Below are 23,868 nucleotides of genomic sequence, written 5' to 3'. Positions count from 1 at the left end.
GTGCGTAGGCGACGAAGGAGCAAGCACCGGTGCCTGACCGGCGGCCCCTCAGGGCCGCGGACACGCGCGCGCCAGCGCGCCAACAACACAGCGTTCACCGTTCTGGGACTACCGAACCCCCGAATCCCCGCACGCCCCGACCACTCCACCACCCAGCACCAAAACCCTGTCGGACCCCCATGACATCATGCGAGCACCATGGAACTACGCAAGGGTGCGCACGCGCCGGTACCGACATCGCTTCTCGCCGTGGTCGTTTCATGGCGGTCGGCGCATACCGTAGACGCGCATGCCCTGCTGGTCACCGAGTCGGGCCTGGTCCGCGCCGACCGGGATTTCGTCTTCTTCAACGCGCCCCGGCACGCCTCCCAGGCGGTGACCCTCGACCAGGAACCCGCCCCCGGCACCGCGCGGCTGAGCATCTCACTGCCCCGCACCGAACCCGAGGTGGCGCGCATCGTCATCAGCGCGTCCCTCGACGACGCCACCTTCGACCAGCTCTGCGACCTCACCTTGACCGTGCACGCCGCCGACGGCCCGATCGCCCAGTTCACCATCGACGGTATCGAAGACGTCCAGGCGATGATGTTCGGCGAGTTCTATCGCCGCGACGGCCAGTGGCGGTTCCGCGCGATCGGCCAGGGTTGGTCGGGCGGGCTGGCCGGACTCGCCAGTGAATTCGGGGTCACGGTCGACGAGCCGGCCACCGGACGTCCCAGCATCACGCCCGACGACAGCTCGCGGGTACCCGCGCGACCGAATGGGGCCGCCGCTGACGCCGCCGCGCGCTCCGTCGATCGCGCACGATTCGCGAGTGTGCCGTCACGGCACGACGCGTCTTCTGCCGATCTGCCCGACGCCGATCACCGGGCGAACTGGTCGTCCCCCGAGTCTCCGAATCCCGCCGCAGCCCGACACGACGGACCGACGTCGACGCGCCCACCGGCCCTGTCCCGCCGCGTCATCGACGTACCGCCCCCGCCACCGGCCGACCCGGAGGTCGCCGACTGGCACCCGGACCCGGAAACCCCCGATCAACTCCGCTGGTGGGACGGCGACGAGTGGACCTCGAGCGTCCACCCGCACATCCACGATCACCGAACCCGCTGTACCCGCTGTGGTAGCCCGCTGCGGCGCAAGCTGTTCGGTGGGCACGGACCGTGCAAGAACTGCGCCGCCGAAATCGAGGAGTTCCTCACGCACTGGCGCAACCGGGCCAGGCGCGTCCTCGCGGGTCCCGGCACGATGTCGGTGGAATGGACCGAGGTGTGGGCCGCTCTGCGCTTCCAGCGCATCGACGAGGAGCGCGGCCGAACACTGCTGCGCGAGGCGGGTCTGACCCAGGTCGAGCGGATGGTCGCCTTCGCCTTCGCCGACGGTGAGGTGTTCGCCGAGGAACTGGACGCCTTCGAACACGTGGTCAGCGAGCTGGCGCTGTCCGGCGGCATCGTCGACGATCTGCGTCGCCGAATGCATCGCGGCCGCACCCTGTCCCGCTTGCGCGCCGGCGAACTGCCCACCGTCAACACCCCCGGTCTGCACCTGGACCCCGACGAACGCGTGCACCTCGATCTGCCCGCCGTCCACGTCCGCATGCTCGCGCGCGGCCCACGCAACACCGAGGGTCGCCTGATCGGCAGTTCCAAGAAGCTGCGTTTCGTCGGCCACGGCACCGGCATCGAGCTGCCGTGGAACCGGGTGGTGTCGGTGCACCCCGAGCACGGCACCGTCGTGCTCGCGGCGACCTCGGCGCGCGGCGGCGCGACCTTCGGCGTCGCCGACCCCGACTATGTGGCGGCAGCATTGGAAGGCGCACTGCGCGTATCGAAACGTCTGGTCCTGACGCCGGGCCAGCTCGACAGCCGCAGCATCCCCCAGGATGTGAAAGCCCAGGTGTGGCAGCGCGACGGTGGCGCGTGCGTCGAATGCGGTGACGGCCACTACCTGGAGTTCGACCACATCATCCCGCTCAGCCGCGGTGGTGCGACGAGCGTGACGAACCTGCAGATCCTGTGCCGGGCCTGCAATCGCGCCAAGGGCGCGCGGATCTAACCGAGAATCGCGTTCATGATGGTGCCGCCACTGGTGGCGACGACGCCGCCGATCATCGCGCCCGCGATCATCTTCGGCGACTCCATCGCACTACCGTTCCACTTCTCCCAGGCGAACTTTCCACCGGCGACAGTGATGGCGAGCACACCCGACAGAATCATGAACCAGGTCAGGTACTGAACCATTTTCATGATCTTGTCCGACAGCGGAGGCGCTTCCGGCGAGGGATTGCCGATCTGCGCATACGTGGTGATGGTGTCGGCCATCGACGTCAGAATGATGCTCATAGCCTGCTCCCCTATCGCGTGACGCGAACTGCGTTCCAGCCCTGCCGTATTCGATCGTGGTCCAGGATACGGGCGCGAACCCCCTGCACACCAACAAAACCGATCGGTTCGGTCGGATGGGCACCGACACGGTGACAGATGACCGGATACCATCAGTGCAGAGTTCATCGTCGTCCCGTTCCTCCGAGATACCGAGTGAGACCCCATGCTCCTGGCCGCCGTCACCGATACCTTGGCGCAGATCGGCAATCCGACCCCCGAAGCACCGCCTCTGGCGGACAAGATCATGCAGCTGGTCAGGTACCTGACCTGGTTCATCTTGTTGTCCGGCATCATCGCCATCACTGTCGCGGGCGGAAAATTCGCCTGGGAGAAGTGGACCGGCAGCTCCATGGAGTCACCGAAGATGGTCGCGGGCGCGATGATCGGCGGCGTCGTCGCCACCAGCGCGGGCACCATCATGAACGCGATGCTCTAGGTTCCTGCTCCGCTCGGGACGGTCCGGGATCAGCCCGGGCCGACTCGACCGGCCAGAAACGCTTCGACCCGAGTTCTGTTGGGGTTCAACAGAACTCGGGTCAGCTGAACTCTCGAGTGTCGGCGCACAGCATCTACCTCCTGTCGTTCGGTGGTTCGGGTCGGCTAGGTGTAGAGCCGGTCCACGAAGGCGTTCAGGTTTTCCACCACTCGCTGGGCCTTCTCCTCCGGGGTCAGATCCTCGCGATACCGGCTGCCCATCGACGGCCGCTTCTTGTTGCGCGCGTACAGCGAGCAGGCCAGATCGGTGCACATGTAGCTACCGACCGTGTTGCCTTTACGCCCCGACTCGCCCGTCTTGCTCGCGGTCATCAGCGAAACGCCGCCGCCGGAGTGCGTGGTGAGGCAGATCGTGCACATCTGTGTCTTGCCCGACCCGCCGGTCTCGTGCCGCAACGCGACGCTGACCAGCCCGTCCTCCCGCGGCACCGAGATATAACAGCGCCCCGCGTACGAGGGGTCGGTCCAGCCGAGGAAGTCGAGATCCTCCCAGGGGCGTTCGACCAGGTCACGCGGCACATTCAAGCGCTTGGCGTCGCCCTTCGAACAGTTGACGAACGACGACCTGATATCGCGTTCGGTAATGGGTTCCATGCGTTGCTCCTTCCAGTCTGCGTACTGCAAACGGTAGACACGCTAACGATCCCCACCTGCGGAGACAACCTGTTTTCCGGCCGCCGGTGACGAGCATCCCCGCCGATGGCCCGGCTGTCAGCGGAGGATCCCCGCGGCCCGCGCGGCGCGCAGCCAGTCGGGGAACTCACCGAGCAGCCTCCCGTACAGCTCGGCGTCGCTGATCTGGTCGATGTCGTCGAGGGCGAAGAAGCCCGCGTTGTCCACGACGCGGCCGTCGAGTTCGTCGAGGGTGCGCAGGACACCGAAGTTGGCTGTGCCGAGGCCGATGAACTGCCAGAAGGCGGGCAGGTGGGCGGCCTCGCGCATCAGGGCCGCGATCTCGCGCTTCTTCGCGAAGCCACCGTCGGTGAAGAACAGGACGAGGGTGGGCTCGGCGAGGGTGTCGATGACCGCCCGCATGATCGGCAGTTCGTCGTTGCGGCCGCCGATGGCGTTGTAGTCGACGCCCTGGTGCGTGCCCTTGAGATGAAGATAGGTGTGCGCCCACTGCTCCCCGCCCTCGACGGTGATATCGGGCAGTTTCACGTAGCTGAGCGCGTAGAGGTAGGCCTCGAGTACGCCGTCGTCATCGAGTTGCGTGGCGACCGGGATCATTCGCTCGACGACCCGATGCACCGTCCCGGCGCGATACATCTTCTCCATGCTGCCGGTCTTGTCGATCACCAGCACCACCCGCGCCCTGGCGCCGAACGCGCTCTTGTCGAGCAGCACCTTCGCGACTTCGCGCTTGCGCATGTCCAGCCGCTGCCGCTTCTCGAACGACAGCGCCGCCTCGCCGGGAACCGTCCGAACTTCCACTACCGCTTCCGGCTCGTCGACGCTCACCCCGTGGTCGGTGACCAGGTCGGCGAATCCGCCCGCGTAGCCTTGTCCGACGGCACGGACTTTCCACTGGTCACCCCGGCGATACAGCTCGAGCGCGATCACCACCGACTCACGACCGAGTCCGTCGATCACATACTCGTGCAGCACATTCCCCGCGCGGTCGGCGACCGAGGCCACCGGCGACGTGGCGCCGCCGAACGTATCCCCCTCTGCCGCGACAGTGATCACGGCGCGAATCTGCGCGATCTCGACCGGTACGGCGCCGAGTGACACCTCGAGCCCGGCACCGTGGAGCCGAACACCCGGCGCCTGCGGCTGATTGAAGAAGACGAAGTCCGCGTCCGAACGCACCTTTCCCGCGTCGGTCACCAGCAGTGCCGAGAGGTCGGCGGCCACGCCGCCGCGAACCGACAGCACCACCTCCCCCGAAGCCAAGCCCGCATTCTGTCCCTTGACCAGCGCAGCAGCCATCGCCATCCCTCTCATCGCACCGTAATGCCCCACACCCTAGGCGAATACGGGCTAGATCCAGCCCTTCTCGCGCGCTTTGAGGGCGGCTTCGTAGCGATTGGACACCCCGAGCTTGGTCATCGCCGAGGACAGGTAGTTGCGGGTGGTACCCGGGGACAGGTGTGCGCGTTTGGCGATGTCCTCCACGGAGGCGCCGTCGGCGGCGAATTCGAGGACGTCGGCCTCGCGGGCGGTGAGGACGGTGTCGCCCGCGCTGATGGCTTCGGCCGCGAGCTCGGGATCGACATATCGGCCACCGTTGTGCACCGACCGGATCACCTCGGCCAGCGTCGCCGCGGAGGTCGTCTTGGGCAGGAATCCGCGCACACCGGCCGCGAGAGCGCGCTTGAGATAACCGGGCCTGCCATGACTGGTGACGATCAAAGTGCCCGCACCAGGAGTGATTCGGAGCAGTTCGACGGCGGTGTCGATGCCGTCGATGCCCGGCATCTGCAGATCGATGACCGCGACCGCGCCCGGTTCGCCGTCCTCGGCCCTGCGGCGCCACGCGGCGACGAGTTCCGCACCGGAGCCGACGTGGGCGACGACCTCCAGATCGGGCTCCAGGCCGAGCATCGTCGCCATGGCGGCGCGGATGAGGGTCTCGTCGTCGGCGAGGAATACGGGAATCACTGCTTCTCCCAATGGATTTCGAGGGCGAATTCGTCGCCGGAGGTGGCGACGTCGAGGGTCGCGCCGACAGCGGCGAGTCGTTCGCCGAGGCCGCGCAGCCCGGATCGTTCACCGATCGCGCCCTGCGGTCGGTCGTTGCGCAGCGACATACCGGACCCGCCGAGTGCGAGGGTCGCGGTGGTCGCGGCCGAGTGTTCGACGATATTGGTTGTGCCTTCCCGGACCACCCAGGCCGCGACTTCATGAAACGCCGCGGGCACCTTGGCCGCGTCACCCTCCACGACGAGTGCGCAACCCGCCGCCGACAGCAGTGATCGCGCCCCGGCCACCTCCCCGCGCAGGTCGATATTGCGGTAGCCGCGCACCAGGGTGCGCATCTGCCCCATCGATTCGACCGCCAGTGTTCTGACCTCGTCCATTTCCGCGGTCGCTCGATCGATGTCGCCTGCCCGTGACAGTGCCACCGCCAGTTCGCTTTTCACCGCGATGGCCGAGAAGCCGCGTCCCACGACATCGTGGAGATCGCGCGAGAAGCGCAGCCGTTCCTCGGCGACCTGCAGTTGCGCCTCGACACCTTTGGTTCGCTCCAACTCGTCGATGATTCCCAGACCCCACACGGTGAGCCGCGTCAACACGATCGCGAAGACCCCGGTGCACAGAAACGCCGCCGCGCCTCGAAGGCCCGCGCCCAGTGGCGTGCCGAAGACCACCAGCGGAGTGGCCGCGCTGAGAACGACCAGGATCCACCACTTGTGACGAGTGAACGGGATGACGGAGAAGATCGCCATGAACACCGCGGACACACCCACCGTGCGCGCGCTGAGGACGGTCGCCTCGTCGGTGGCCACGCGGGCGACGAGCCCGCTGATCGCCCACAGCGCGACCAGCATCACGATGGCGACGGGCAACATCCGCGGCCTTGCCACCACACCGGGAACGGTGGCGAAAGCGGGTTGTGCCTCCAACGCGAACCCCGCCGCGATGCCACCGGCGACGATCCCGAGCACCGATGGCACCGACTCGGCACTGATCGCCAGCGCGACGACGAGCACGGCGATCACCGCCTGGAACGAGAGCCGGGTGTAGAGCCGGAACTTGGCGGCTCCCGACAGCTCATGCCACCAGGCGGTCGCGCGCGTCACCCGCGGTCGTCCCAGCGGAAGCTCTTGCGGGTCAGCACGAGCGCCAGCACGGTCCATAGCGCCAGTGTCGCAAACGGCCGGCCGGATTCGGTGACGGTGTCGGCGAAGCCGAGCGCGGCGTCGGATTCGGCGAACGACGACAGCGTGCCCGAGGTGCCGAGGGAGATGAGGTCGGAGACGGCGGCGAACGGGGTCCAGTCGGCCGCCTGCGCCAGCCGATCGGGCAGCACACCGCGGATCGAGGACATGCCGAGCATCGCGATGATCATCACCGGCAGTGAGGTGATCTGCGCGGCCTCGGCGTTCTTGGTGTACGCGCTGGTCGCCAGGGCGAGCAGTGAGAACAGCACTGTCCCGCCGACGAGTGCTACCACGATCGCCAGTGGGTTGACGGGCGCGGGGGCGCCGGTGCCGTAGACCACCGCGGTGATGACGGCGGTGCACGCGAGCGTCATGATGGCGCCTGGGACGGCCGGAGCGAGCCAGTCGGCGGCCTCGCCCGTGCGCAACCGTTTCAGGACGCCTTCGCTACGGCGGGTGGTCACCATCGACAGCACCGAGTAGTACTGCACGAACAGCAGGGTGAGCAGCGCCAGCAATTCGAAGGTCACCGCCGCCATCGCCGCTGTGGGCTCGGCGTCTTTGCGGGCGATGAAGTAGCTGGCCAGCGGAATTCCGATCGGGAAGACCGTCGCCATGTAGACGAGAGTCTTGTTGCGCCGGAACTGCAGCCACTCCGCCGTGGCGAGCGCGGTGAGTGGTCGACGGCGAAATCCGGCGGCGGGCAGGGCGGTGGTCATCGTGCTCCGATCAAGGTGGGAGTGGTTGCCTCGGCGATATCGAGAAAGACCGATTCCAGGGATGCGGCGCGCGCTTCGAGTCCGGTCAGGCGCACGCCCGCTTCGCGGGCCCAGCCGAGCAGCTCGAACAGGTGACCTTGGAGATCGTTGGTGCTGATGGTGACTCGCGCTTGCGCGTCGACGCGGGCGCCGCGCAACTGCGGTACGGGCAGGCCGGGGTGATCGAAGGCGATCCGCGCCGGATGGTCGTCGACGATGTCGCGCAGCGTGCCCCTGCGGGCGATCGCGCCCTTGTGCATGATCGCGATCTGATCGGCGAGCGCTTCGGCCTCGTCCAGGTAGTGCGTGGTGAGGACCATCGTCACCCCCGACGCTTTGAGGTCGGCGAGCAATTGCCATGTCCCCCGCCGGCTTTCCGGATCGAGGCCGGTGGTCGGTTCGTCGAGGAACAGCAGGCGCGGCTGTCCGAGCAGGGCGCAGGCCAGGTCGACGCGGCGCTGCTCACCACCCGACAGCGAGCCGACCCGTACCCCGGATCGGTCGGTCAGGCCGACCTGCGCCAAGACCGCCTCGGCGGTGGTCGGTGCGGTACACGTTCCGCGCCACATTTCGAGCGTCTCGGCGACGGTCAGCTCGGCGGGCAACCCGCCCGACTGCAACATGATGCCGACCCTCGGGCGCACCTGGTCGCGGTGCCGGAGCGGGTCGAGGCCGAAGACTTCGACCTCGCCCGCCGAGGGGGCGATGAGCCCCTCCAGCATGTCGAGGGTGGAAGTCTTTCCCGCGCCGTTGGTTCCGAGCAGGGCGAACACCTCCCCTTCGCGCACCTCGAGGTCCACGCCTTTGACGGCTTCGAACGCGTCGTCGCCGCGGCCGTAGGTTCGGCGCAGCCCGCGTGCGGTGATGACGTCTGTGTTTCTCATGCCTTCTACGGTGGTCGACGCGGGGCATCGCCAGTAGTAAGCGCAGTCACCGATCCCCGATGGGATTCACATGGGTAAGCCATGACATAAGTCATCGGACTGCGGCTGTGCGTAGGAGCGCCACGCCGTAGGCGATGAACCAGGCCGACCACAGCAGCCAGCCGGACAGGCCGATGAGACCGAGCGGGCCGTCGTGGTCGATGATCAGGGGCGTGATGGTCGCCGCGGTGAATTGCAGTGCGGCGGCGAGGAATCCGATGGCCGCGTGCCATGGCTTGACGAGCCCGCCGAGCCGGCCCGCGACCGTCAGGCCGACCAGTGCTGTCGCGAGGAAGGTGCCGTTCAGCGCGAGCAGGGCATCGTGCAGCGCCCACAGTGCGCCACCTTCCCCGCTCGAAGTGCCTAGGGCATAACGAATTCCGACGATCACTGTGAAAGTCGCGTTCTGCAACAGCAATCCGGCGAAGCCGACCAGCGACCATCCGGTCCCCGCCGTCCGCTCGGCCGGTCGCAGGGCCGCCAGTGCACCGGCGCCGAACAACACGGCACAGAACCAGCCCAGCGGTACCGGTGCCATCGCCAGCGCCACGAGGTCGCGGTGGTCGACGAAGAACGTGACGGCCGTGCGCGAGTCGGTACCGGGCTTCGGCAACCCGGCAGGTGCCAAGATCAGATTGGCGCCCAGGATGACCAGCGCGAACCCGATACCGGCGATCCCCGCGACCTGCTGGAACCGCGCACCGCTCGACAGATTAGATTTATCATTCATATTTTGAATATAGGTACCGTAAACTGAAAGGGGAACCCATGGCCACCGACCCACCCCGCCGCCGCTACGACTCCCTTCGCCGCACCCTGCAAGCTCAGGCGACCAGCACCGAGATCGCCCAGGCCGCCCGCAGGCTGTTCGTGGAGCAGGGCTGGGCCGCCACCACGGTCCGCGACGTGGCCCGCGAAGCCGGCGTCTCCGTTCCCACCGTCTACTCCGCCTACGGCAACAAGACCGGGCTCATCCAGGCAATAGTCGACGCCGCCGATCTCTCCGCCGACGCCCCACGGATGCTCGACACCCTGGAGGCCGCCGCAGGCGACCCCCGAGCCCAGCTGGCCGCCATGGCCGGCTACGACCGTCGCCTCTACGAACGCGCCGCCGACGTCATCGGCCTGATCCGCGAAGCGGGCCGCACCGAACCGGCCCTGGCCACCACCTACCTCGACGCCCGCCACCGCGCCGACCGAACCCGCATCGAGGTCTTCACCTCCTGGCCTCCCGGCACCCTCCGCGAGGACCTCCCCACCTCGGTCGACATCTACGCCGCCCTGTGCACCATCGACGTCTACACCACCCTCACCACCGAACGAGGCTGGTCTCCCGACCGAGTCGAAACCTGGTGGACCACCACCCTCGCCCGCGAACTCCTCGCTTGACGATTCGCCCTCGGCCGACCGGAAACTTGTCTACTATCGATCGTAGTAGAACGAACACTGGAGGGGCAGTGAGTGATCCGAACAAGACCGATCCCGGCCGTGGCGCCGAGAGGTCATCGATGGCACGGCTGGTGGAATCGTGCTCCCGATTCGCGTCCAAGCGCGGCATCTACCTGGGCCGCCGATCGACGAAACTCCATGTGGCCCTGTACCGCTGGACCAACGGCCGGGTGGGCGGGCACCTGCCCGCCTGGTCCGGCGCCCGAATCCTGCTCCTCGACCACGTCGGCGCCAGAACCGGCACCCACCGAACCTCGCCCCTGATGTACCACGCCGACGGCGACACCATCGCCCTTGCCGCGTCCAAAGCCGGCCAACCGACTCACCCCGCCTGGTTCCACAACCTGAAAGCCAACCCGGACACCACGATCCGGATCGGCGACCGGTCGCACCCCGTCCGGGCTCGCGTAGCCACCGACGCGGAACGAAACCTGCTGTGGCCGAAGTTCATCGAGTTCTTCCCGAGCTACGACTTCTACCAACGTCACGCAGGCGACCGCAAGATCCCGATCGTGATCCTCACCCCGCGCACCTAGATGTCACCCGACCAGCATCGCCGGTCGGTCTCCTCCGCTGCCGTACGCCGATCCACTGGCGACCGGCGGGGACTTCGGCTGGCGCACAGGTAATTTCCCAGCCATTTGCTGAATCCGCGACGCTGTCGACAGGCATCATCAAGGGATGAGTTTTACGGTGGCCTACCTGCAGTACGCCGGATCGGGTCCGATGCGGCACGAGGAGAAGCTCCTCACCGAGGGACTCGCAAGAATCGACGTCCCCGTCCGTCACTACAGCCTGAAGCGTATTCAACGCAGGCAGTTGGCGTTGGGGCCCGGCATTTTCATCGCCGGGGACATGGATGCGATGCACGGCGCGATGCGCCAATTGGGCATCCCGATACCGCAACCCGACGACTATCCCGACGTGCTTCGCGGCTTCCTCGGACGGAAGGTGTGGGCATCGACACTGGGTGAGATCGAGCGCTCGATGGACGGCGGCTCCTCCCCACCGGTTTTCGTCAAACCCGCGGACCGCCGAAAGGCCTTCACGGGCTCGGTCTGCTACTCGGAACACGATTTCGCCGCATGGGGGAATACCAGTCGGCGCCAGCGCGTCTGGTGCTCCGAGGTCGTCACCTGGGTGTCGGAATACCGCGTCTACGTCATCGGCGGGCAGATCGTGGCCGTCGACCACTACGAGGGTGACAACTCCGTGCCGCTGAACATGGAAGCGGTCGAATCAGCGGTCAGTGCCTACTACCGTTCCGGAACCGCCCCCACGGCCTACGCCATCGATTTCGGCGTACTGGCCAACGGTGAAACGACGCTCGTCGAGGCCAACGACGGCTACGCCCTCGGCGCCTACGACATCACCGCCGACCAGTACACCGCGCTGCTGATGAACCGATGGCGCGATCTCCTCACGTCCGAGGCGCGGCCGGCACGCACCACGAGATTCTAGCGTCAACTCATCGACGACGCAGGGACGCGTCCAGCAGAGATGGTGGGGTGTCGTGCTTTTCGTGGGGGGCGAGGTCGGCGCCAGGGGCCACGATGGCATCGATGGCGTCGAGGATCTCGGGTGACAGGACGGTGTCGGCGGCGGCCAGCTGGGCGTGCAGGTGGTTCATGGTCCGGGGGCCGATGATGGCGCTGGTGACGGCGGGATGGGCCGTGACGAAACCCAGGGCGAGTTGGATCAGAGTCAGGCCCGCCTGGTCTGCCAGTGCCGCGAGTTGTTCGACGGCGGCCAGCTTGGCGCGGTTGGCCGGGATGGTGGTGTCGAACCGGTCGGGCATGAATGCCGAACGGCTGGTGGTTATCTCGCGGTCGGCGCGGATGGCGCCCGAGAGCCATCCCGAGGCCAGCGGGCTCCAGGCGAGCACGCCGAGACCGTATTCCTCGGTGACCGGCAGGACGTGAGTTTCGATGCCGCGCTGCAGGATCGAATAGCTGGGCTGCTCGGCGACATAGCGGCTCAGATGGTGTTCTTTGGCCGCCCACTGCGCCTGCACGATGCGGTAGGCGGGGAAAGTCGAGGATCCGAAGTAGCGGATCTTGCCCGCACGCTGAAGATCGGTGAGCGCCGAGAGGGTTTCCTCATCGCTGGTTTCGGGGTCCCAGCGGTGGATCTGATAGAGATCGACGTGGTCGACGTCGAGTCGGCGCAGGCTGTCGTCGAGGGCGGTGGTGAGCCAGCGGCGTGAACCGCCGCGATGATTGCGCTCCTCGCCCATCGGCATGGTCGCCTTCGTGGCCAGCACGATGTCGTCGCGGCGACCGGCGACGGCCTTGCCGACCAGCTCCTCCGATTCGCCCTGGCCGTACATGTCGGCGGTGTCGATGAGGTTGACGCCGCCGTCGATGGCGACGTCGATCATGGCGGTGACCTCGTCCTGCGTGGAATTTCCCAGCTTGCCGAAGTTCATCGCGCCGAGCACGAGCGTGCTGACCTGTACGCCGGTACGGCCCAGAGTGCGGTACTGCATGGCGGTTCCTCCCAGATGGGCTTGGTTCGGCTCGCCGACTCTGGCATCCTCAACCAAGCGGAACAGTGTTCCGTTAATCAACATACGGAACACTGTTCCGTTTAACAAGAGGGAGGTCTCGTGGCCGACAACCCGACCGAGCCGCCGAGCCGCCGAGCCGACGCCCGGCGCAACCAGCAGGCCCTGCTCGACGCGGCCGCGGCCGCCTTCATCGCCTCGGGCGTCGATGTCCCCGTCCGCGAGATCGCGACCCGAGCCGGCGTCGGCGTAGGCACCATCTATCGACACTTCCCGACCCGGGCCGACCTCATCGTCGCCGTCTACCGCCACCAGGTCGAAGCGTGCGCCGAGGCGGGCCCCACGCTCCTGGCCGCCCTCGCTTCCCCCCACGCCGCACTGGGCGAATGGATGACCCTGTTCGTCGACTTCCTGACCACCAAACACGGCCTGGCAGAAGCACTTCAATCCGACGCCGCCACCTTCGAAACCCTCCACACCTACTTCCTCGACCGCCTCGTCCCCACCTGCGAAACCCTCCTCACCGCCGCCGCCGGCGCAGGCGAAATCCCCCCCGGCACCGACCCCTACGAACTCCTGCGCGCCGTCGGCAACCTCTGCATCGGCGGCAACACCCCCCGCTACCACCCCCGCCGAATGGTCGCCCTCCTCATCTCAGGGCTGGGCGTTAAGTAGGCGACCAAAGCGCAGGCCAAGAACCTCGCGCGCCGACATACCTGGGCGGCGGTGAGCAGGTGGTTGTCGTCGGCACCAATGCGCAGGTGGGCCGAGCGATGCCGGCGGCCGCCGCCGAGATCGGGGCGGAGCAGCGTGTCGCGTTCATCCAGGCGGACCTGCGCCTGGTAGCCGAGAAGTGGCCGGTCATCCTCGACCTGCCCGGCCCTGGCGGCGACCCGTCCCGAATCCACTGGGAGAAACCGCAGTTCAGGAGGGGAAAGTGGGGCGGGTGGGGCTCGAACCCACGACCAGCGGATTATGAGTCCGCGGCTCTAACCGACTGAGCTACCGCCCCTCGCCGCGGGGGTCTCCGCGGGCGAGTCGCATGGTACCCGGCGGAGTGCGGGGTTGACCACTCGACGCGGTGGTCGTGTCGAGTCGGCAGGTACGAGAACGGCGACCGGGTCGCGGCTTCCGAGGAAGACGCGGCGACCGATCGCCGTGGTGGTGCTGCACCCGGGGGTAGGGGTTTACGAGCGTTCAGCTCGCTGGCCTCCCCGCGCTCGTACATCGCGTTCGCGACGTTCGATGTTGCCCCCTGGGTTGCTGGCCAACTTGATGACTCCAACTACCAACAACAGAACCGCAGCTATCACTGCGATGATTATCAGTCCCTGCACGGAACATAACTTAACGTGTATTCCGTTGCAGCGCACAATAAGTTACAATGACGCGCCGACCGTCAACAAGGTACGGCCGAGGGCGGAACGGCTCTCGATCGCGGAGTGAGCCTGCCGCACCTGATCGATCGGGAAGGTTTGCCCGATCACAACTTCCAGCGCACCCTCGGCGACCGCTTCCTGAGCGCGGGCAGTGATGCCCACCCAGCCCACGTCCTGGCCGACGATATCGAACAGACCGAGCACCGTGACACCGCGCGCAACAGCGGCATCGGTGTCGCCCGTCGCGAAATCACCTGCGGCGGAGCCATATCCGAGAAAGAGTCCGGCGTCGGCGGCGGCAGTCAGGGCCGCGCCACCGATGTCGCCACCCGCACCGTCGAACACGACCGCCGCTCCCCCGCCGGTGATCTCACGTGCTCGGTCCGCCCAGCCGTCGACGGAGTAGTCGACGACCGCGGTCGCACCCAATCGCGTTGCGAGCGCGAGCTTTTCCGGTCCGCCCGCCGCGGCGACAACCCGCGCGCCCGCCGCGATCGACAGCTGGATGAGCAGCGTGCCGAGGCCGCCCGCGGCGGCGGTGATCAATACCCACGAATTCGGCTGCACGGCAGCCCTGTCGAAGACAGCCAGCGCGGTCCGGCCGTCGTGGGCGAGACCTACGGCCTGCTCGGTGGTGAGCCCGTCGGGGATCTCGGTCAGCGTGGCAGCCTTGGCGAGCGACTTCTCGGCGTAACCGCCGGTGGGCAGGCCGCCGCCGATGCCGCTGGCGGCAGTCTGGGTGACAACGCGCTTACCGAGCCAGCGGGGGTCGACCTCGGTGCCGATCGCACTCACCACGCCGCCGATCGCACCACCGGGGACGTAGGGCAGGCTCAGCGGGAAGTAGTCCTGACCCCACCCGCTGCGCAGCCGGGTATCGAGGAACATCACGTCGGCGACCTCGACGTCGACGACCACTTCGACCGAATCCGGTTGTGGCGTGGGAACTTCCACCAGGTTCAGAACCTCGGGCCCACCGAATTCTTTGACCTGCACTGCGCGCATCGCGACTCCTTCGTGGTGTTGACCGAACGAGTCAAGGATGAAACCTGAAGTCGAGTTCAGGTCAAGCGCACTGGGACGCAGGTCACACGATCAGGACCCGCCGCCACAGCTGCTACTGCTGCCACCTCCACAGCTGCTGCTACTCCCACCGGAACAACTGCTGCTGCTTCCACCGCTACAGCTACTGCTGCTCCCGCCACCGCAGCCGCTCCCCCCGCCGCAACCGCTGTTCGAGCCGCCACCGCAGCCACCGGACGGGCTGCCCGGATCCCACGGCTGCCCCGAGGTCCCGTCGACATACGCGGTCATCCCGGCCGACCCGGCCACCCATCGGCGATCCAGCGGGCGCGCGTTCTGCGGCTGAGTCGACTTCTGGATCAGCCACACGACGGTCGTCACCACCGCGCCGATACACACCGCCAGGAAACCGAGCACGATCACGAGCGTCAACACCATGTTCGCAGGCTAACGCCAGAACCCGGCCACAGCATCCCCACCGTCAGTGGCCTTACAGTGAATTGTGGCGTTCTCCTTCTCCCGGACCGGCAGACGGCAAGTCGACCTTCCCACCGTCGACCGCACCGTCGCCGCCCTGGTCTTCCCCGAAGCGATCTTCAAAACCTCGCCCTGGCAGCCTCGCGAACTCGTGGAAACCGGTCTGCGCCAATGGTTGCGGTGCTGCGGTGCCGCCCTTCGCGACGACCAGGTGATCGGGATGCCCTCGCACGCGGTCGACGAGGCGTGGCACGGTTTCATCCTCTGCACCCAGCTCTACGCGAGGTTCTGCGAGCAGGCTTACGGACGTTTCCTGCATCATTTCCCCGAGGGCGTCGGGGAGAGCACGCAGAATCACGGCACCATGGTCGAACAGCTGGGCCGCACCGTGGTCGCCTGGTCGCTGGTCGCGCGACCCGATGAAGAGTGCGTGCTGTGGGACCTGGACCGCAAGGTCGGCGTCGAGAACGCGTGGGGCGTGGACGCCCGGCACGTTGCCGCCGTAGAGGAGCAACTGCGCCGGGCGTAGCCGATCTAGACCAGCTTCATCCGGCGTGCCGCGAACCGCACCGCGCCGGGCGCGATCCGGTTGATCCGGTACTGCACCCACGACTCCGGCGTCACCGGCACGATGTCGCGCCCGGTCCGCACGGCCTTCACGATCTGCGCCGCCACCCGGTCGGGGGTGTAGCCGCGTCGCTCGTACAGCTTGTCGAACTTCTGCTGCGCGGCGGCCTCCTCGGCGGCGGAAACGCCCGAGATGCGGGTGGTGGCAACGATATTCGTGTGCACGATGCCCGGGCACACGGTCGACACCGAAATGCCACGGTCGGCCAGTTCGGCACGCAGGCAATCGGAGAACATGAAGACCGCCGACTTGCTGGTGGCGTAGGCCGCCATGTCGCGCTGCGGACTGTAGGCGGCCATGCTGGACAGGTTCACGATGTGCCCGCCGAGCCCGCGATCGGCCATCGCCGCGCCGAAGGCCCGGCAGCCGTTGACGACACCGCCGAGGTTGATCCGCAGTACGCGGTCGAACTCCTCCGACGGAGTATCGAGGAATCCGCCTGCCTGGCCGACACCGGCGTTGTTCACCAGCACATCGGGCACGCCGTGCGCGGCGATCACCGTGTCGGCGTGCGCGCGCACCGCGTCCTCGTTCGACACATCGAGTGGATAGGAGTGCGCCACACCACCTTCGGATGCGACGAGCTCCGCGGTGGCCTTGGCGGCGAGCTCGTTGACATCGGAGACCACCACTTCGGCGCCGAGGCGCGCGAAAGCCAGCGCGGTCTCCCGGCCGATGCCGCTGCCCGCACCGGTGACGACAACCAGCTTGTGTTCGAATTTCCTTCGCGCAGCGCCCACTTCGGCCCTGGCCAGTCCGCGCGAGACGCCGGCGCCGTCGAGTGCGTCGATGAGCTCGGTGGTCGCGGTCGCGAGGAGTTCCGGATGCGAGAACGGCATCCAGTGCCCGGCAGGGACGTCGCGACGCCACAGCCGGTCGGTCCACTTGCCCGAATCGTCGTAGCCCGCGGGCCGCACGGCGACATCGCGTCCTGCCACGATCAACTGCACCGGCACCTCGGTGCGACGCTCACGCGGGGAGAGCATGCGCGCCACGATGTTCGCGCGATAGATGAGCAGCCCGTCGACCATGTCGCGGCGGAAGGTGGGGCCGAGCTTCACATTGGCGGCGGGGGTGTCGTTCATGATCGACACCGCACGCTGCCACAGCTTTTCGGTACCGATGGCGTTGAACGTCGCGCGCGGCAGCCCGGGAGTCATGAAGAAGAAGGTGTAGGCCGAGGAGGCCAGCTGGGTCATCGGCTGCCACACATTGCGCAGGGTGGGCCGGGAGAGGCGGTCACGCACCCAGGAGGCGAGGTGGTCGAGGTTGGGGCCCGAGACCGAGGTGAACGAGGCGACGCGCTCGGTGGCCTGCGGTTCACACACCGCCTCCCACACCTGCACCGAACCCCAGTCGTGGGCGAGCACGTGCACGGGACGATCGGGGCTCACCACGTCGATCACGGCGTAGAAATCGCGCGCGAGTTCGTCGAGGCGGAAATCGCCGGTGCGCTGGGTGCGGGTGGACTCGCCGTGGCCACGGGTGTCGTAGGCGACCACGTGGAAACGCTCGGTGAGCAGCGGAATCACCCTGTCCCACAGGTGGTGGGTGTCGGGCCAGCCGTGCACGAGCACGACGGTATCGGCGGCCGGGTCGCCGTATTCGAACACGGCGATGTCGAAATCACCGCTGCGGACGGTGCGCTGGTTCGCGGGCTGGGGGCTGTCGTTCGTCATGATCTTTCGGACTCCTTGTCCAGCGGAGAAATCACAGGTCGAGCACCAAACGCTCACCGCGAGAACGGGATACGCAGGCCAGCATGGCGCCCTCGGCGTGGTCGGCAGCGGACAGCGTGGTCTCGCGATGGTCGGGTTCGCCCGAGCGAACCCGCACCACGCAGGTGCCACAGAAGCCTTGCCGGCACGAGTAGGGCTGGTCGGGACGGGAATCGAGGATCGTGTCCAGCACGGTGCGGTCGGCTTCGACCGTCACCACCGCACCACTGGACGCGAATTCGATCTCGAACGGGGTGCCGTCGACGATCGGCGGCGGCGAGAACCGCTCGAAATGCAGTTCCACGTCGGCCATCTCGCGCACCGCGGCGACGATCGACGAGGTCATCGGGGTCGGGCCACACGCGTAGACCGCGGTGCCGGGCCCGACATCGGGCAGCAGGTCCATCGCGGCGGGGAGACCGTGCTCGTCATCGGTGCGCACCACGACGTTCGCGCCGAAGCCTTCGATCTCGTCCAGGAATGGGATGGTGTCGCGGCTGCGTCCGCTGTAGACCAGGGTCCACGGCACGCCGAGCCGGTGCGCGAGCCTGGCCATCGGCAGGATCGGGGTGATGCCGATCCCGCCGGCCACGAAATGCAGGCGCTGCGACGGTGATCCGTGGCCGGGCACGGCGAACGGGAAGGCGTTGCGCGGGCCGCGCACCACCAGCCCGGAGCCGACGGGCAGTGCGTCGTGCACCTCGATCGAGCCGCCGCCGCCACCGGGGATGCGGCGCACAGCGATGCGGTACGCGCGCTCGTCGGCGGGATCGCCACACAGCGAATACTGGCGCAGCCGACCCGACGGTAGTTCCAGGTCCAGGTGCGCCCCGGGCCACCAGCGCGGTAGCACGCGCCCGTCGGGTGCTTCGAGGCGAAGACTCACCACGTCCTGGTCGTGCGCTTCGATCCGGCGATCGGTCACCACCACGGCCAGGCGGCGATCATCGACGCGTGGGCGCAGATCACCGCGGTTGACCAGCGCGCTCCAGCGCAACCGGGTGGCCGAGATGGCGTCGATGACCTTCATCGCCGGATCGTGGCGGTACCTGCCGTAGAGATCGGCGGGGAGGTCGCGCGTGGTCACGACGCTGCCGCGCGGGCGCCGGGCGAGGCGGCCAGATACGCGATCGCCTGCGCCGTCGAGCCGACCGATTGCGGGTTGTAGCCGGGCTGGAAGGTCGACAGCGCACTGGCCAGCAGCGACGGCACGCCGGGCAGCGCACCTCGCCACATCGCGCCGAACACGCCGGCGAGCAGCCGTGCGTAGCCCTGATCCGGCAGCTGCGGATCCTGCTGGACGAGGAAGCGCGCACCGCGCACCAGCACGATGAGGAAGATCGGGAACACCAGCGTCATCGACGCGCAGCGCCGCACGTAGCCGACCCCGAAGTACTCGGCGACATCGTGGGCGACATTGCGGTGTTCGACCTCTTCGGCGCCGTGCCAGCGGAACAGGTCCGCCATCCGCGGGTCGGCGCCGAACTTCTCGAGGTCGGCGTTGAGCACCCAGTCCCCGAGCCAGGCGAAGAAGTGCTCGAGACAGGCGATGAAGGCGAGCCGCTCGACCAGCATCTGGCGGCCGGCGCGATCGTCGCCGCCGCGCGGGCCGAGCGAGATACGGAACAGGTATTCCATCTGCGCCAGGTAGGGACTCGCGTCGACGCCGTGGGCGGTGAAGACGTCGTCGAGCACCTTCCCGTGGGTCTGCGCGTGCATGGCCTCCTGCCCGATGAAGCCGAGCATGTCCTCGCGCAGCTTCTCGTCCTTGACGTAGGGCAATGCCTCGCGATAGGTCTCGATGAACATGCGCTCGCCCTCGGGCAGCAGCATGTTCAGCGCGCTGATCAGGTGACCGGCGATCGGTTCCGCCGACATCCACTGGAGGTCGACACCCGACCAGTCGAAGCTGACATTGCGCGCGTGCAATGCCACCACGCCCGGATCGATCTCCGGGCTTTCTCTTCCCCAAGGAAATAGCTTCATCGGTACTCCTCGATCAACCGCGCACGAGCATCCGTGCACCAGGTCGCGACGTTGCGTCCTGCTCGGTAGTTCCGATGATACAACTATCCATAACTGTACGTAACACCTAAATGTGTCAGTTGGCCGCACCAAAGATCGCCAGCGCGACCGGCGCCGCCACCAGCAACCCACACATCACGGCGTTGATCGCCTTGTGTTCGGCCAGAATCCCGACGTATTCGCGCAGGACAGCGCTGGGCAGGTAGTAGCGCGCGGTCGGCGCGCCGACGGCCTGGGCGTCGATCCCGACCGAACGGGCGAGCAACGCGGTGCGCAGCACATGGAAATTGCTCGTGACCAGCAGGATGCGGCTGTTGATCCCCTGTCTGGCGAGCAGTTCCCGGCTGAACAGCAGGTTCTCGCGGGTGGTCGTCGAGCGATCCTCCCGCAGGATCTCGTCGTCGCGCACGCCGTGTTCGACGAGGTAGGCGGCCATCGCCGTGCTCTCGGCGACCTTCTCGTCGGAACCCTTGCCGCCGCTGGTCACCAACAGCGGCGCGGGGCCGTGCGCGCGGTCGGCACGCCAGATCTGCAGCGCGCGGTCGAGCCTGCTCGCCAGCAGCGGCGGGACCCGGTCTCCGAGCAGGCCGGAGCCGTGCACCACGATCGCGACGGCATCGTCGGTGCGGGTCACCCCGCCGTAGACGACCGAATAGAGCAGGAACGCGACCAGCACGAAGCCGAGGTAGGCGGCGACGAGCACCACCGCGAGCAGCAACACCCCGAGAACCGCCCACTCGGCGATCACCGCCATCACCAGCAGCGCGTACGGAACCAGCAGCGCCATGCCGAGACCGAAGGAGAGCAGGTTGGCCGGACGCACGCCCTCGCGGCGCAGCATCACCACACCGTTGAGCATCAGCAGTCCGGCCAGGACCAGCACGAGCAGCGGCGACAGCGCCAGGGCGAAGAAGACCAGTATTTCGGGCCCCGATCCTTCGGCGCCCGAACCGATCAGCGCGGCGCCGACACACAGAACTCCGAGCAGCAACAACACCGCGTTGCTGAACCGGCGCCGCTCCTGACGGAAACACAGCGCGAACACCCCGAGCAGAACCACACCTATCGCCAGCAAGATCACCCGGCCACCCTAACCGCAGCACCGGCGAATCAGATCGCCGAGCTATTGCTGACGCCTACCGGACAACCTCGATATCTGCGAGTGAAAAACCATTTCACCTGCGACTATGACGGCCGGATGATTCCTTCATCCGCAACAGCTGAGCGGTAACTGATAGGGGCGGAAGGAAGGTGAACGATCACGGTCATCGTTTGCTTCCCGAGGTCGGCCAGGATGATCTTCGACTTCTTCGTCTGATCCGAAGACACAAACCGCGAAGGCGCGGGCTCGGATCCCAGTCGCGGGCCCGCCCTCGCGTCAGTGGATAGCACGCGAAGCCGATCAACGCCGCACCCGCGTGGCCCACGTCGGTGAACGTGCGGTCCAGGAATACCGGCGGCACACAGACCGCCAGCACACCGAGCACGTACAGCACCCGCCACGGCAGCAACACACGGTAGGCGAGGACGGCGGCTACACCGGCCAGCCCGTAACTGACTCCCACATCGAGCGCGAACGCCGCACGCTCCGGGGCTCTGTCGTGGCGAATCGCCCAGAGCAGCACGCCCTGGCTGAGATACGTGGCGCCGACATGCGCGAGGACGACCACGACCAGCCAGCGCAACGTCCCGAGCCACCGTTCGGCGTTGGCGTGCACGAGGCTGAACAGCACCGCGTAGACCAGCCACCCGCCGCCGTCGGTCCAGAACGCGCTGCCGATCAGCACCCGGATCGGGTCGTCGCCGAGACGATCGATATTGGTCGAGCGGTGCCCGAGCCAGACTCTGGCTTCCTCCGGCGTGAGCCGCTGCTGAATCGCGGTGGTCACACCCAGCGCCGCCAGCCACACATAGGTGCCGGGGGCGCTGCGAATCCACCGCCACGCCGAGGCGGCGGCCGCCCGCACGCTGCCCGAGGCGCTCACCACGCCAGTGTGCCAGTCCTCGATCACGGTTCAGGTCATCCTCGCCGGGCGGTTGTTTCCCCGACCGATCCCCGGGTAGGCGGCAACCAGACCCGTCCACCGACCGGAACGGAGCATGTGATGCCTCAGCAAGCCTGGAGTGACAAGCGCGAACGGCAGTACAAAGACATCAAGAAGTCCGAGCGCGACCGCGGCCGCAGTGAGGGCAGGGCCGAGGAGATCGCCGCGCGGACGGTCAACAAGACGCGCGCCCAGCACGGCGAGACCAAGGGGTCGAGCAAGTCGTCGCGATCCAGCGGTTCCTCACAGCGCAGCGGCGGCCAGCGGGCACAGGGCGGCGGCAAGACCCGCGATCAGCTCTACAACGAGGCCCGCCGCCGCAATATCGACGGCCGTTCCAAGATGAACAAGCAGGAACTGGCCAACGCCCTCGGCCGTAGCTGACCCACTGCGAAAGGTTCGCCATGCAGCTCGGATTCAAACTGGCGGCCGAGGCTTTCGGCCCGAAAGAGCTTGTTCGACAGGCAGTTCGGGCCGAATCGGCCGGTTTCGATTTCGTCGAGATGAGCGACCACTTCCACCCGTGGCTCGACGAGCAGGGCCACTCACCCTTCGCCTGGACGGTCCTGGGCACGATCGCGGCGAGCACCACCGACATCGGGCTCGCCACCGGCGTGACCTGTCCGATCATCCGCTATCACCCCGCCATCATCGCCCAGGCCGCCGCCACCACCGCCCTGGTCTCGGATGGGCGGTTCACCCTGGGTATCGGTTCGGGCGAGCGGCTCAACGAGCACGTCGTCGGCCACGAGTTCCCGCCGGTGCTGATCCGTCAGCGGATGTTGCGCGAGGCGCTCGAGATCATCCGGTTGCTGTGGCGCGGCGGCTATCACAACTATTACGGCGAGTTTCTGGAGCTGTCGGACGCGCGGGTGTTCGATCTGCCGGAGACACCGCCGGTGATCGCGGTGGCCGCGGGCGGGCCGAGCGCCGCGGCGATCGCCGCCGAACTCGGCGACGGACTGTTCGCCACCGAACCCGATCCCGAACTCGTGCGGACCTTTCACGACAAGGGTGGCTCCGGTCCGCGCTACGTCGAAGTGGGGGTCGCCTTCGCCGAGGACGATCGCGCGGGCGCCGAAGCGGCACTGTCGACCAACCGGTGGTCGACCGGTGGCTGGAAGGTGATGAGCGAACTGCCCAATCCGGCGAACTTCGCCGCCGCGTCGAGCACCGTGCGAGTGGACGACATGCTCGAATCCTTTGTCTGCGGCAATGATCCGAAGCGCTACGTCGAGGCGGTGCGCAAGGCCGCCGACGCGGGTTTCGACCATGTGGTGCTGATGAACGCGGGACCCGACATGGACGCGTTCCTCGACTTCTACAGCAGCGAACTCGCGCCCCTGCTGCGCGCGGAGATCTGACGGCCCGCGCTGCGGAGGGAAGCCGAAATGACCATGTACGTCGGCACTTCCGGCTGGCAGTACCGCGACTGGCGGGGCGTGCTGTATCCGCCGGGGCTGCCCGTCCGGCAGTGGCTCGAGCACTATGCGCGGGCGTTCGCGACGGTGGAGTCGAACAACGCGTTCTATCGCTTGCCGAGCAGGGAGAACTTCGCCGCTTGGCGCGAGCGCACGCCCGCCGGCTTCGTGATGGCGGTGAAGGCGAGTCGCTACCTGACCCATATCAAGCGATTGCGCGACCCCGCCGAACCCGTGCAGCGCCTGCTCGACCGGACCGAGGGACTGGGTGATCGGCTCGGACCGATCCTGCTCCAGCTGCCGCCGACCCTGCGCGCGGACCCCGATCTGCTCGACAACTGTCTGCGCTGCTTCCCCGACACGGTGCGAGTGGCGGTGGAACCGCGCCACGATTCGTGGTGGACAGACGAGATCGGTGACGTCCTGCGATCCCGTGGCGCGGCATTGACCTGGGCGGACCGTGATTCGCACCCGATCACGCCCCTGTGGCGCACCACCGACTGGGCCTATCTGCGCCTGCACGCGGGCCGCGCCGCTCCCCTGCCGTCCTACGGCAAGCAGGCATTGAATGGCTGGGCGCATCGGCTGCTCGACACCTGGTCCCCCGACGCCGACAGCTACGTCTATTTCAACAACGATCACGGTGGTGCGGCGGTCCGAGACGCGGCCACCTTCGCCCACCTCGCGGCGGCCGCGGGCGCGGATGCGACGCGGGTACCCGATGCGCGCGCGACCGCGGGCTGATCAGCGAGCCGATGGGGACAGGATCAGGCCGAATCCGGTCTCGGCAAGACGGCGAACCCCGCCCCCGAT

The 23,868-nt window shown here is 67.5% G+C and carries 26 protein-coding genes and 1 tRNA gene; 10 read left to right on the top strand and 17 right to left on the bottom strand.

Going from position 1 to position 23,868, the window contains the following annotated elements; translation table 11 throughout:
* Positions 1–198 precede the first annotated feature (198 nt).
* Positions 199–2,052, top strand: a complete 1,854-nt coding sequence (locus ACFTS5_RS30435) for a TerD family protein (RefSeq protein ID WP_378637735.1) — start codon at positions 199–201, stop codon at positions 2,050–2,052.
* On the opposite strand, the gene ACFTS5_RS30430 is transcribed toward ACFTS5_RS30435, so the two are convergent.
* Positions 2,049–2,339, bottom strand: coding sequence for a hypothetical protein (locus ACFTS5_RS30430; protein WP_378637732.1), 291 nt, complete (start codon positions 2,337–2,339; stop codon positions 2,049–2,051). The genes ACFTS5_RS30435 and ACFTS5_RS30430 overlap by 4 nt on opposite strands.
* 205 nt (positions 2,340–2,544) lie before the next feature.
* Between ACFTS5_RS30430 and ACFTS5_RS30425 the strand changes: the two genes are divergently transcribed.
* Positions 2,545–2,817: a hypothetical protein gene (locus ACFTS5_RS30425; protein WP_101469239.1), complete on the top strand. Its 273-nt coding sequence runs from the start codon at positions 2,545–2,547 to the stop codon at positions 2,815–2,817.
* Positions 2,818–2,981: 164 nt separating this feature from the next.
* On the opposite strand, the gene ACFTS5_RS30420 is transcribed toward ACFTS5_RS30425, so the two are convergent.
* From ACFTS5_RS30420 to ACFTS5_RS30390, 7 genes are all read right to left on the bottom strand, one after another.
* Positions 2,982–3,470, bottom strand: coding sequence for an FBP domain-containing protein (locus ACFTS5_RS30420; protein WP_378637730.1), 489 nt, complete (start codon positions 3,468–3,470; stop codon positions 2,982–2,984).
* Between the two features lie 117 nt (positions 3,471–3,587).
* Positions 3,588–4,808 carry a VWA domain-containing protein gene (locus ACFTS5_RS30415; protein ID WP_378637728.1) on the bottom strand — a complete coding sequence of 407 codons (1,221 nt, stop codon included), beginning with the start codon at positions 4,806–4,808 and terminating at the stop codon, positions 3,588–3,590.
* Positions 4,809–4,859: 51 nt separating this feature from the next.
* Positions 4,860–5,480, bottom strand: coding sequence for a response regulator (locus tag ACFTS5_RS30410; protein ID WP_378637725.1), 621 nt, complete (start codon positions 5,478–5,480; stop codon positions 4,860–4,862).
* Positions 5,477–6,622 carry a sensor histidine kinase gene (locus tag ACFTS5_RS30405; RefSeq protein WP_378637723.1) on the bottom strand — a complete coding sequence of 382 codons (1,146 nt, stop codon included), beginning with the start codon at positions 6,620–6,622 and terminating at the stop codon, positions 5,477–5,479. Before ACFTS5_RS30405 ends, ACFTS5_RS30410 begins: the two co-directional genes overlap by 4 nt.
* Entirely contained in the window at positions 6,619–7,422 is an 804-nt protein-coding gene (locus tag ACFTS5_RS30400) for an ABC transporter permease (RefSeq protein ID WP_378637720.1), read from the bottom strand. The genes ACFTS5_RS30405 and ACFTS5_RS30400 overlap by 4 nt, the downstream gene beginning before the upstream one ends.
* Positions 7,419–8,345, bottom strand: a complete 927-nt coding sequence (locus tag ACFTS5_RS30395; RefSeq protein WP_378637718.1) for an ABC transporter ATP-binding protein — start codon at positions 8,343–8,345, stop codon at positions 7,419–7,421. Before ACFTS5_RS30395 ends, ACFTS5_RS30400 begins: the two co-directional genes overlap by 4 nt.
* A gap of 91 nt (positions 8,346–8,436) precedes the next feature.
* A complete protein-coding gene (locus ACFTS5_RS30390; protein WP_378637716.1) occupies positions 8,437–9,114 on the bottom strand; it encodes a hypothetical protein in 678 nt (225 codons plus the stop codon).
* 38 nt (positions 9,115–9,152) lie between these two features.
* On the opposite strand from ACFTS5_RS30390, the gene ACFTS5_RS30385 reads away from it, so the two are divergent.
* The 3 genes from ACFTS5_RS30385 (at position 9,153) to ACFTS5_RS30375 (ending at position 11,294) form a co-directional block, all read left to right on the top strand.
* The gene (locus tag ACFTS5_RS30385) at positions 9,153–9,773 is read left to right on the top strand and encodes a TetR/AcrR family transcriptional regulator (RefSeq protein ID WP_378637714.1); all 621 of its coding nucleotides are present in this window, start codon (positions 9,153–9,155) and stop codon (positions 9,771–9,773) included.
* Positions 9,774–9,841: 68 nt separating this feature from the next.
* Positions 9,842–10,369 (top strand): nitroreductase family deazaflavin-dependent oxidoreductase, encoded by a 528-nt coding sequence (locus tag ACFTS5_RS30380; protein WP_378637711.1) that lies wholly within the window; start codon positions 9,842–9,844, stop codon positions 10,367–10,369.
* Positions 10,370–10,514: 145 nt separating this feature from the next.
* Positions 10,515–11,294 carry an ATP-grasp domain-containing protein gene (locus ACFTS5_RS30375; RefSeq protein WP_378637708.1) on the top strand — a complete coding sequence of 260 codons (780 nt, stop codon included), beginning with the start codon at positions 10,515–10,517 and terminating at the stop codon, positions 11,292–11,294.
* A gap of 7 nt (positions 11,295–11,301) precedes the next feature.
* Here the strand turns inward: ACFTS5_RS30375 and ACFTS5_RS30370 are convergent, their stop codons facing one another.
* Complete coding sequence (locus tag ACFTS5_RS30370) at positions 11,302–12,321, bottom strand: aldo/keto reductase (protein WP_378637706.1); 1,020 nt, start codon at positions 12,319–12,321, stop codon at positions 11,302–11,304.
* A gap of 120 nt (positions 12,322–12,441) precedes the next feature.
* On the opposite strand from ACFTS5_RS30370, the gene ACFTS5_RS30365 reads away from it, so the two are divergent.
* Positions 12,442–13,014 carry a TetR/AcrR family transcriptional regulator gene (locus tag ACFTS5_RS30365; RefSeq protein ID WP_378637704.1) on the top strand — a complete coding sequence of 191 codons (573 nt, stop codon included), beginning with the start codon at positions 12,442–12,444 and terminating at the stop codon, positions 13,012–13,014.
* 263 nt (positions 13,015–13,277) lie between these two features.
* On the opposite strand, the gene ACFTS5_RS30360 is transcribed toward ACFTS5_RS30365, so the two are convergent.
* From ACFTS5_RS30360 to ACFTS5_RS30350, 3 genes are all read right to left on the bottom strand, one after another.
* A tRNA-Ile gene (locus ACFTS5_RS30360) sits at positions 13,278–13,351 on the bottom strand.
* A gap of 367 nt (positions 13,352–13,718) precedes the next feature.
* On the bottom strand, positions 13,719–14,723 hold the full coding sequence (locus tag ACFTS5_RS30355; RefSeq protein ID WP_378637702.1) for a zinc-binding dehydrogenase: 1,005 nt from the start codon (positions 14,721–14,723) through the stop codon (positions 13,719–13,721).
* A 90-nt stretch (positions 14,724–14,813) separates the two neighbouring features.
* On the bottom strand, positions 14,814–15,179 hold the full coding sequence (locus tag ACFTS5_RS30350) for a hypothetical protein (protein WP_378637700.1): 366 nt from the start codon (positions 15,177–15,179) through the stop codon (positions 14,814–14,816).
* Positions 15,180–15,243: 64 nt separating this feature from the next.
* On the opposite strand from ACFTS5_RS30350, the gene ACFTS5_RS30345 reads away from it, so the two are divergent.
* On the top strand, positions 15,244–15,747 hold the full coding sequence (locus tag ACFTS5_RS30345; RefSeq protein ID WP_378637698.1) for a hypothetical protein: 504 nt from the start codon (positions 15,244–15,246) through the stop codon (positions 15,745–15,747).
* 5 nt (positions 15,748–15,752) lie between these two features.
* On the opposite strand, the gene ACFTS5_RS30340 is transcribed toward ACFTS5_RS30345, so the two are convergent.
* The 5 genes from ACFTS5_RS30340 to ACFTS5_RS30320 all read right to left on the bottom strand — a co-directional run bounded on the left by ACFTS5_RS30340 (position 15,753) and on the right by ACFTS5_RS30320 (position 21,574).
* Positions 15,753–17,525, bottom strand: a complete 1,773-nt coding sequence (locus ACFTS5_RS30340; protein WP_378637696.1) for an SDR family oxidoreductase — start codon at positions 17,523–17,525, stop codon at positions 15,753–15,755.
* Positions 17,526–17,556: 31 nt separating this feature from the next.
* Positions 17,557–18,594, bottom strand: coding sequence for a PDR/VanB family oxidoreductase (locus tag ACFTS5_RS30335; RefSeq protein WP_378637761.1), 1,038 nt, complete (start codon positions 18,592–18,594; stop codon positions 17,557–17,559).
* Positions 18,595–18,647: 53 nt separating this feature from the next.
* On the bottom strand, positions 18,648–19,550 hold the full coding sequence (locus ACFTS5_RS30330; protein WP_378637694.1) for a metal-dependent hydrolase: 903 nt from the start codon (positions 19,548–19,550) through the stop codon (positions 18,648–18,650).
* Positions 19,551–19,665: 115 nt separating this feature from the next.
* On the bottom strand, positions 19,666–20,670 hold the full coding sequence (locus tag ACFTS5_RS30325; protein ID WP_378637691.1) for a YdcF family protein: 1,005 nt from the start codon (positions 20,668–20,670) through the stop codon (positions 19,666–19,668).
* A 184-nt stretch (positions 20,671–20,854) separates the two neighbouring features.
* Complete coding sequence (locus tag ACFTS5_RS30320) at positions 20,855–21,574, bottom strand: rhomboid-like protein (protein ID WP_378637688.1); 720 nt, start codon at positions 21,572–21,574, stop codon at positions 20,855–20,857.
* 120 nt (positions 21,575–21,694) lie between these two features.
* On the opposite strand from ACFTS5_RS30320, the gene ACFTS5_RS30315 reads away from it, so the two are divergent.
* Genes ACFTS5_RS30315 through ACFTS5_RS30305 form a run of 3 tightly spaced genes read left to right on the top strand, consistent with a single transcriptional unit; the run spans position 21,695 to position 23,799 of the window.
* Positions 21,695–22,018 (top strand): plasmid stabilization protein, encoded by a 324-nt coding sequence (locus ACFTS5_RS30315; RefSeq protein WP_378637686.1) that lies wholly within the window; start codon positions 21,695–21,697, stop codon positions 22,016–22,018.
* A gap of 20 nt (positions 22,019–22,038) precedes the next feature.
* Positions 22,039–22,998, top strand: a complete 960-nt coding sequence (locus ACFTS5_RS30310) for a TIGR03557 family F420-dependent LLM class oxidoreductase (RefSeq protein WP_378637683.1) — start codon at positions 22,039–22,041, stop codon at positions 22,996–22,998.
* A gap of 27 nt (positions 22,999–23,025) precedes the next feature.
* Entirely contained in the window at positions 23,026–23,799 is a 774-nt protein-coding gene (locus ACFTS5_RS30305) for a DUF72 domain-containing protein (protein ID WP_378637681.1), read from the top strand.
* Positions 23,800–23,868 lie beyond the last annotated feature (69 nt).

It is taken from the genome of Nocardia sp. NPDC056952 (assembly GCF_042674185.1).
Taxonomy (GTDB): domain Bacteria; phylum Actinomycetota; class Actinomycetes; order Mycobacteriales; family Mycobacteriaceae; genus Nocardia.
Note: the sequence above shows the minus strand (reverse complement) of the source record. Positions and strands in the feature narration are given on the sequence as shown.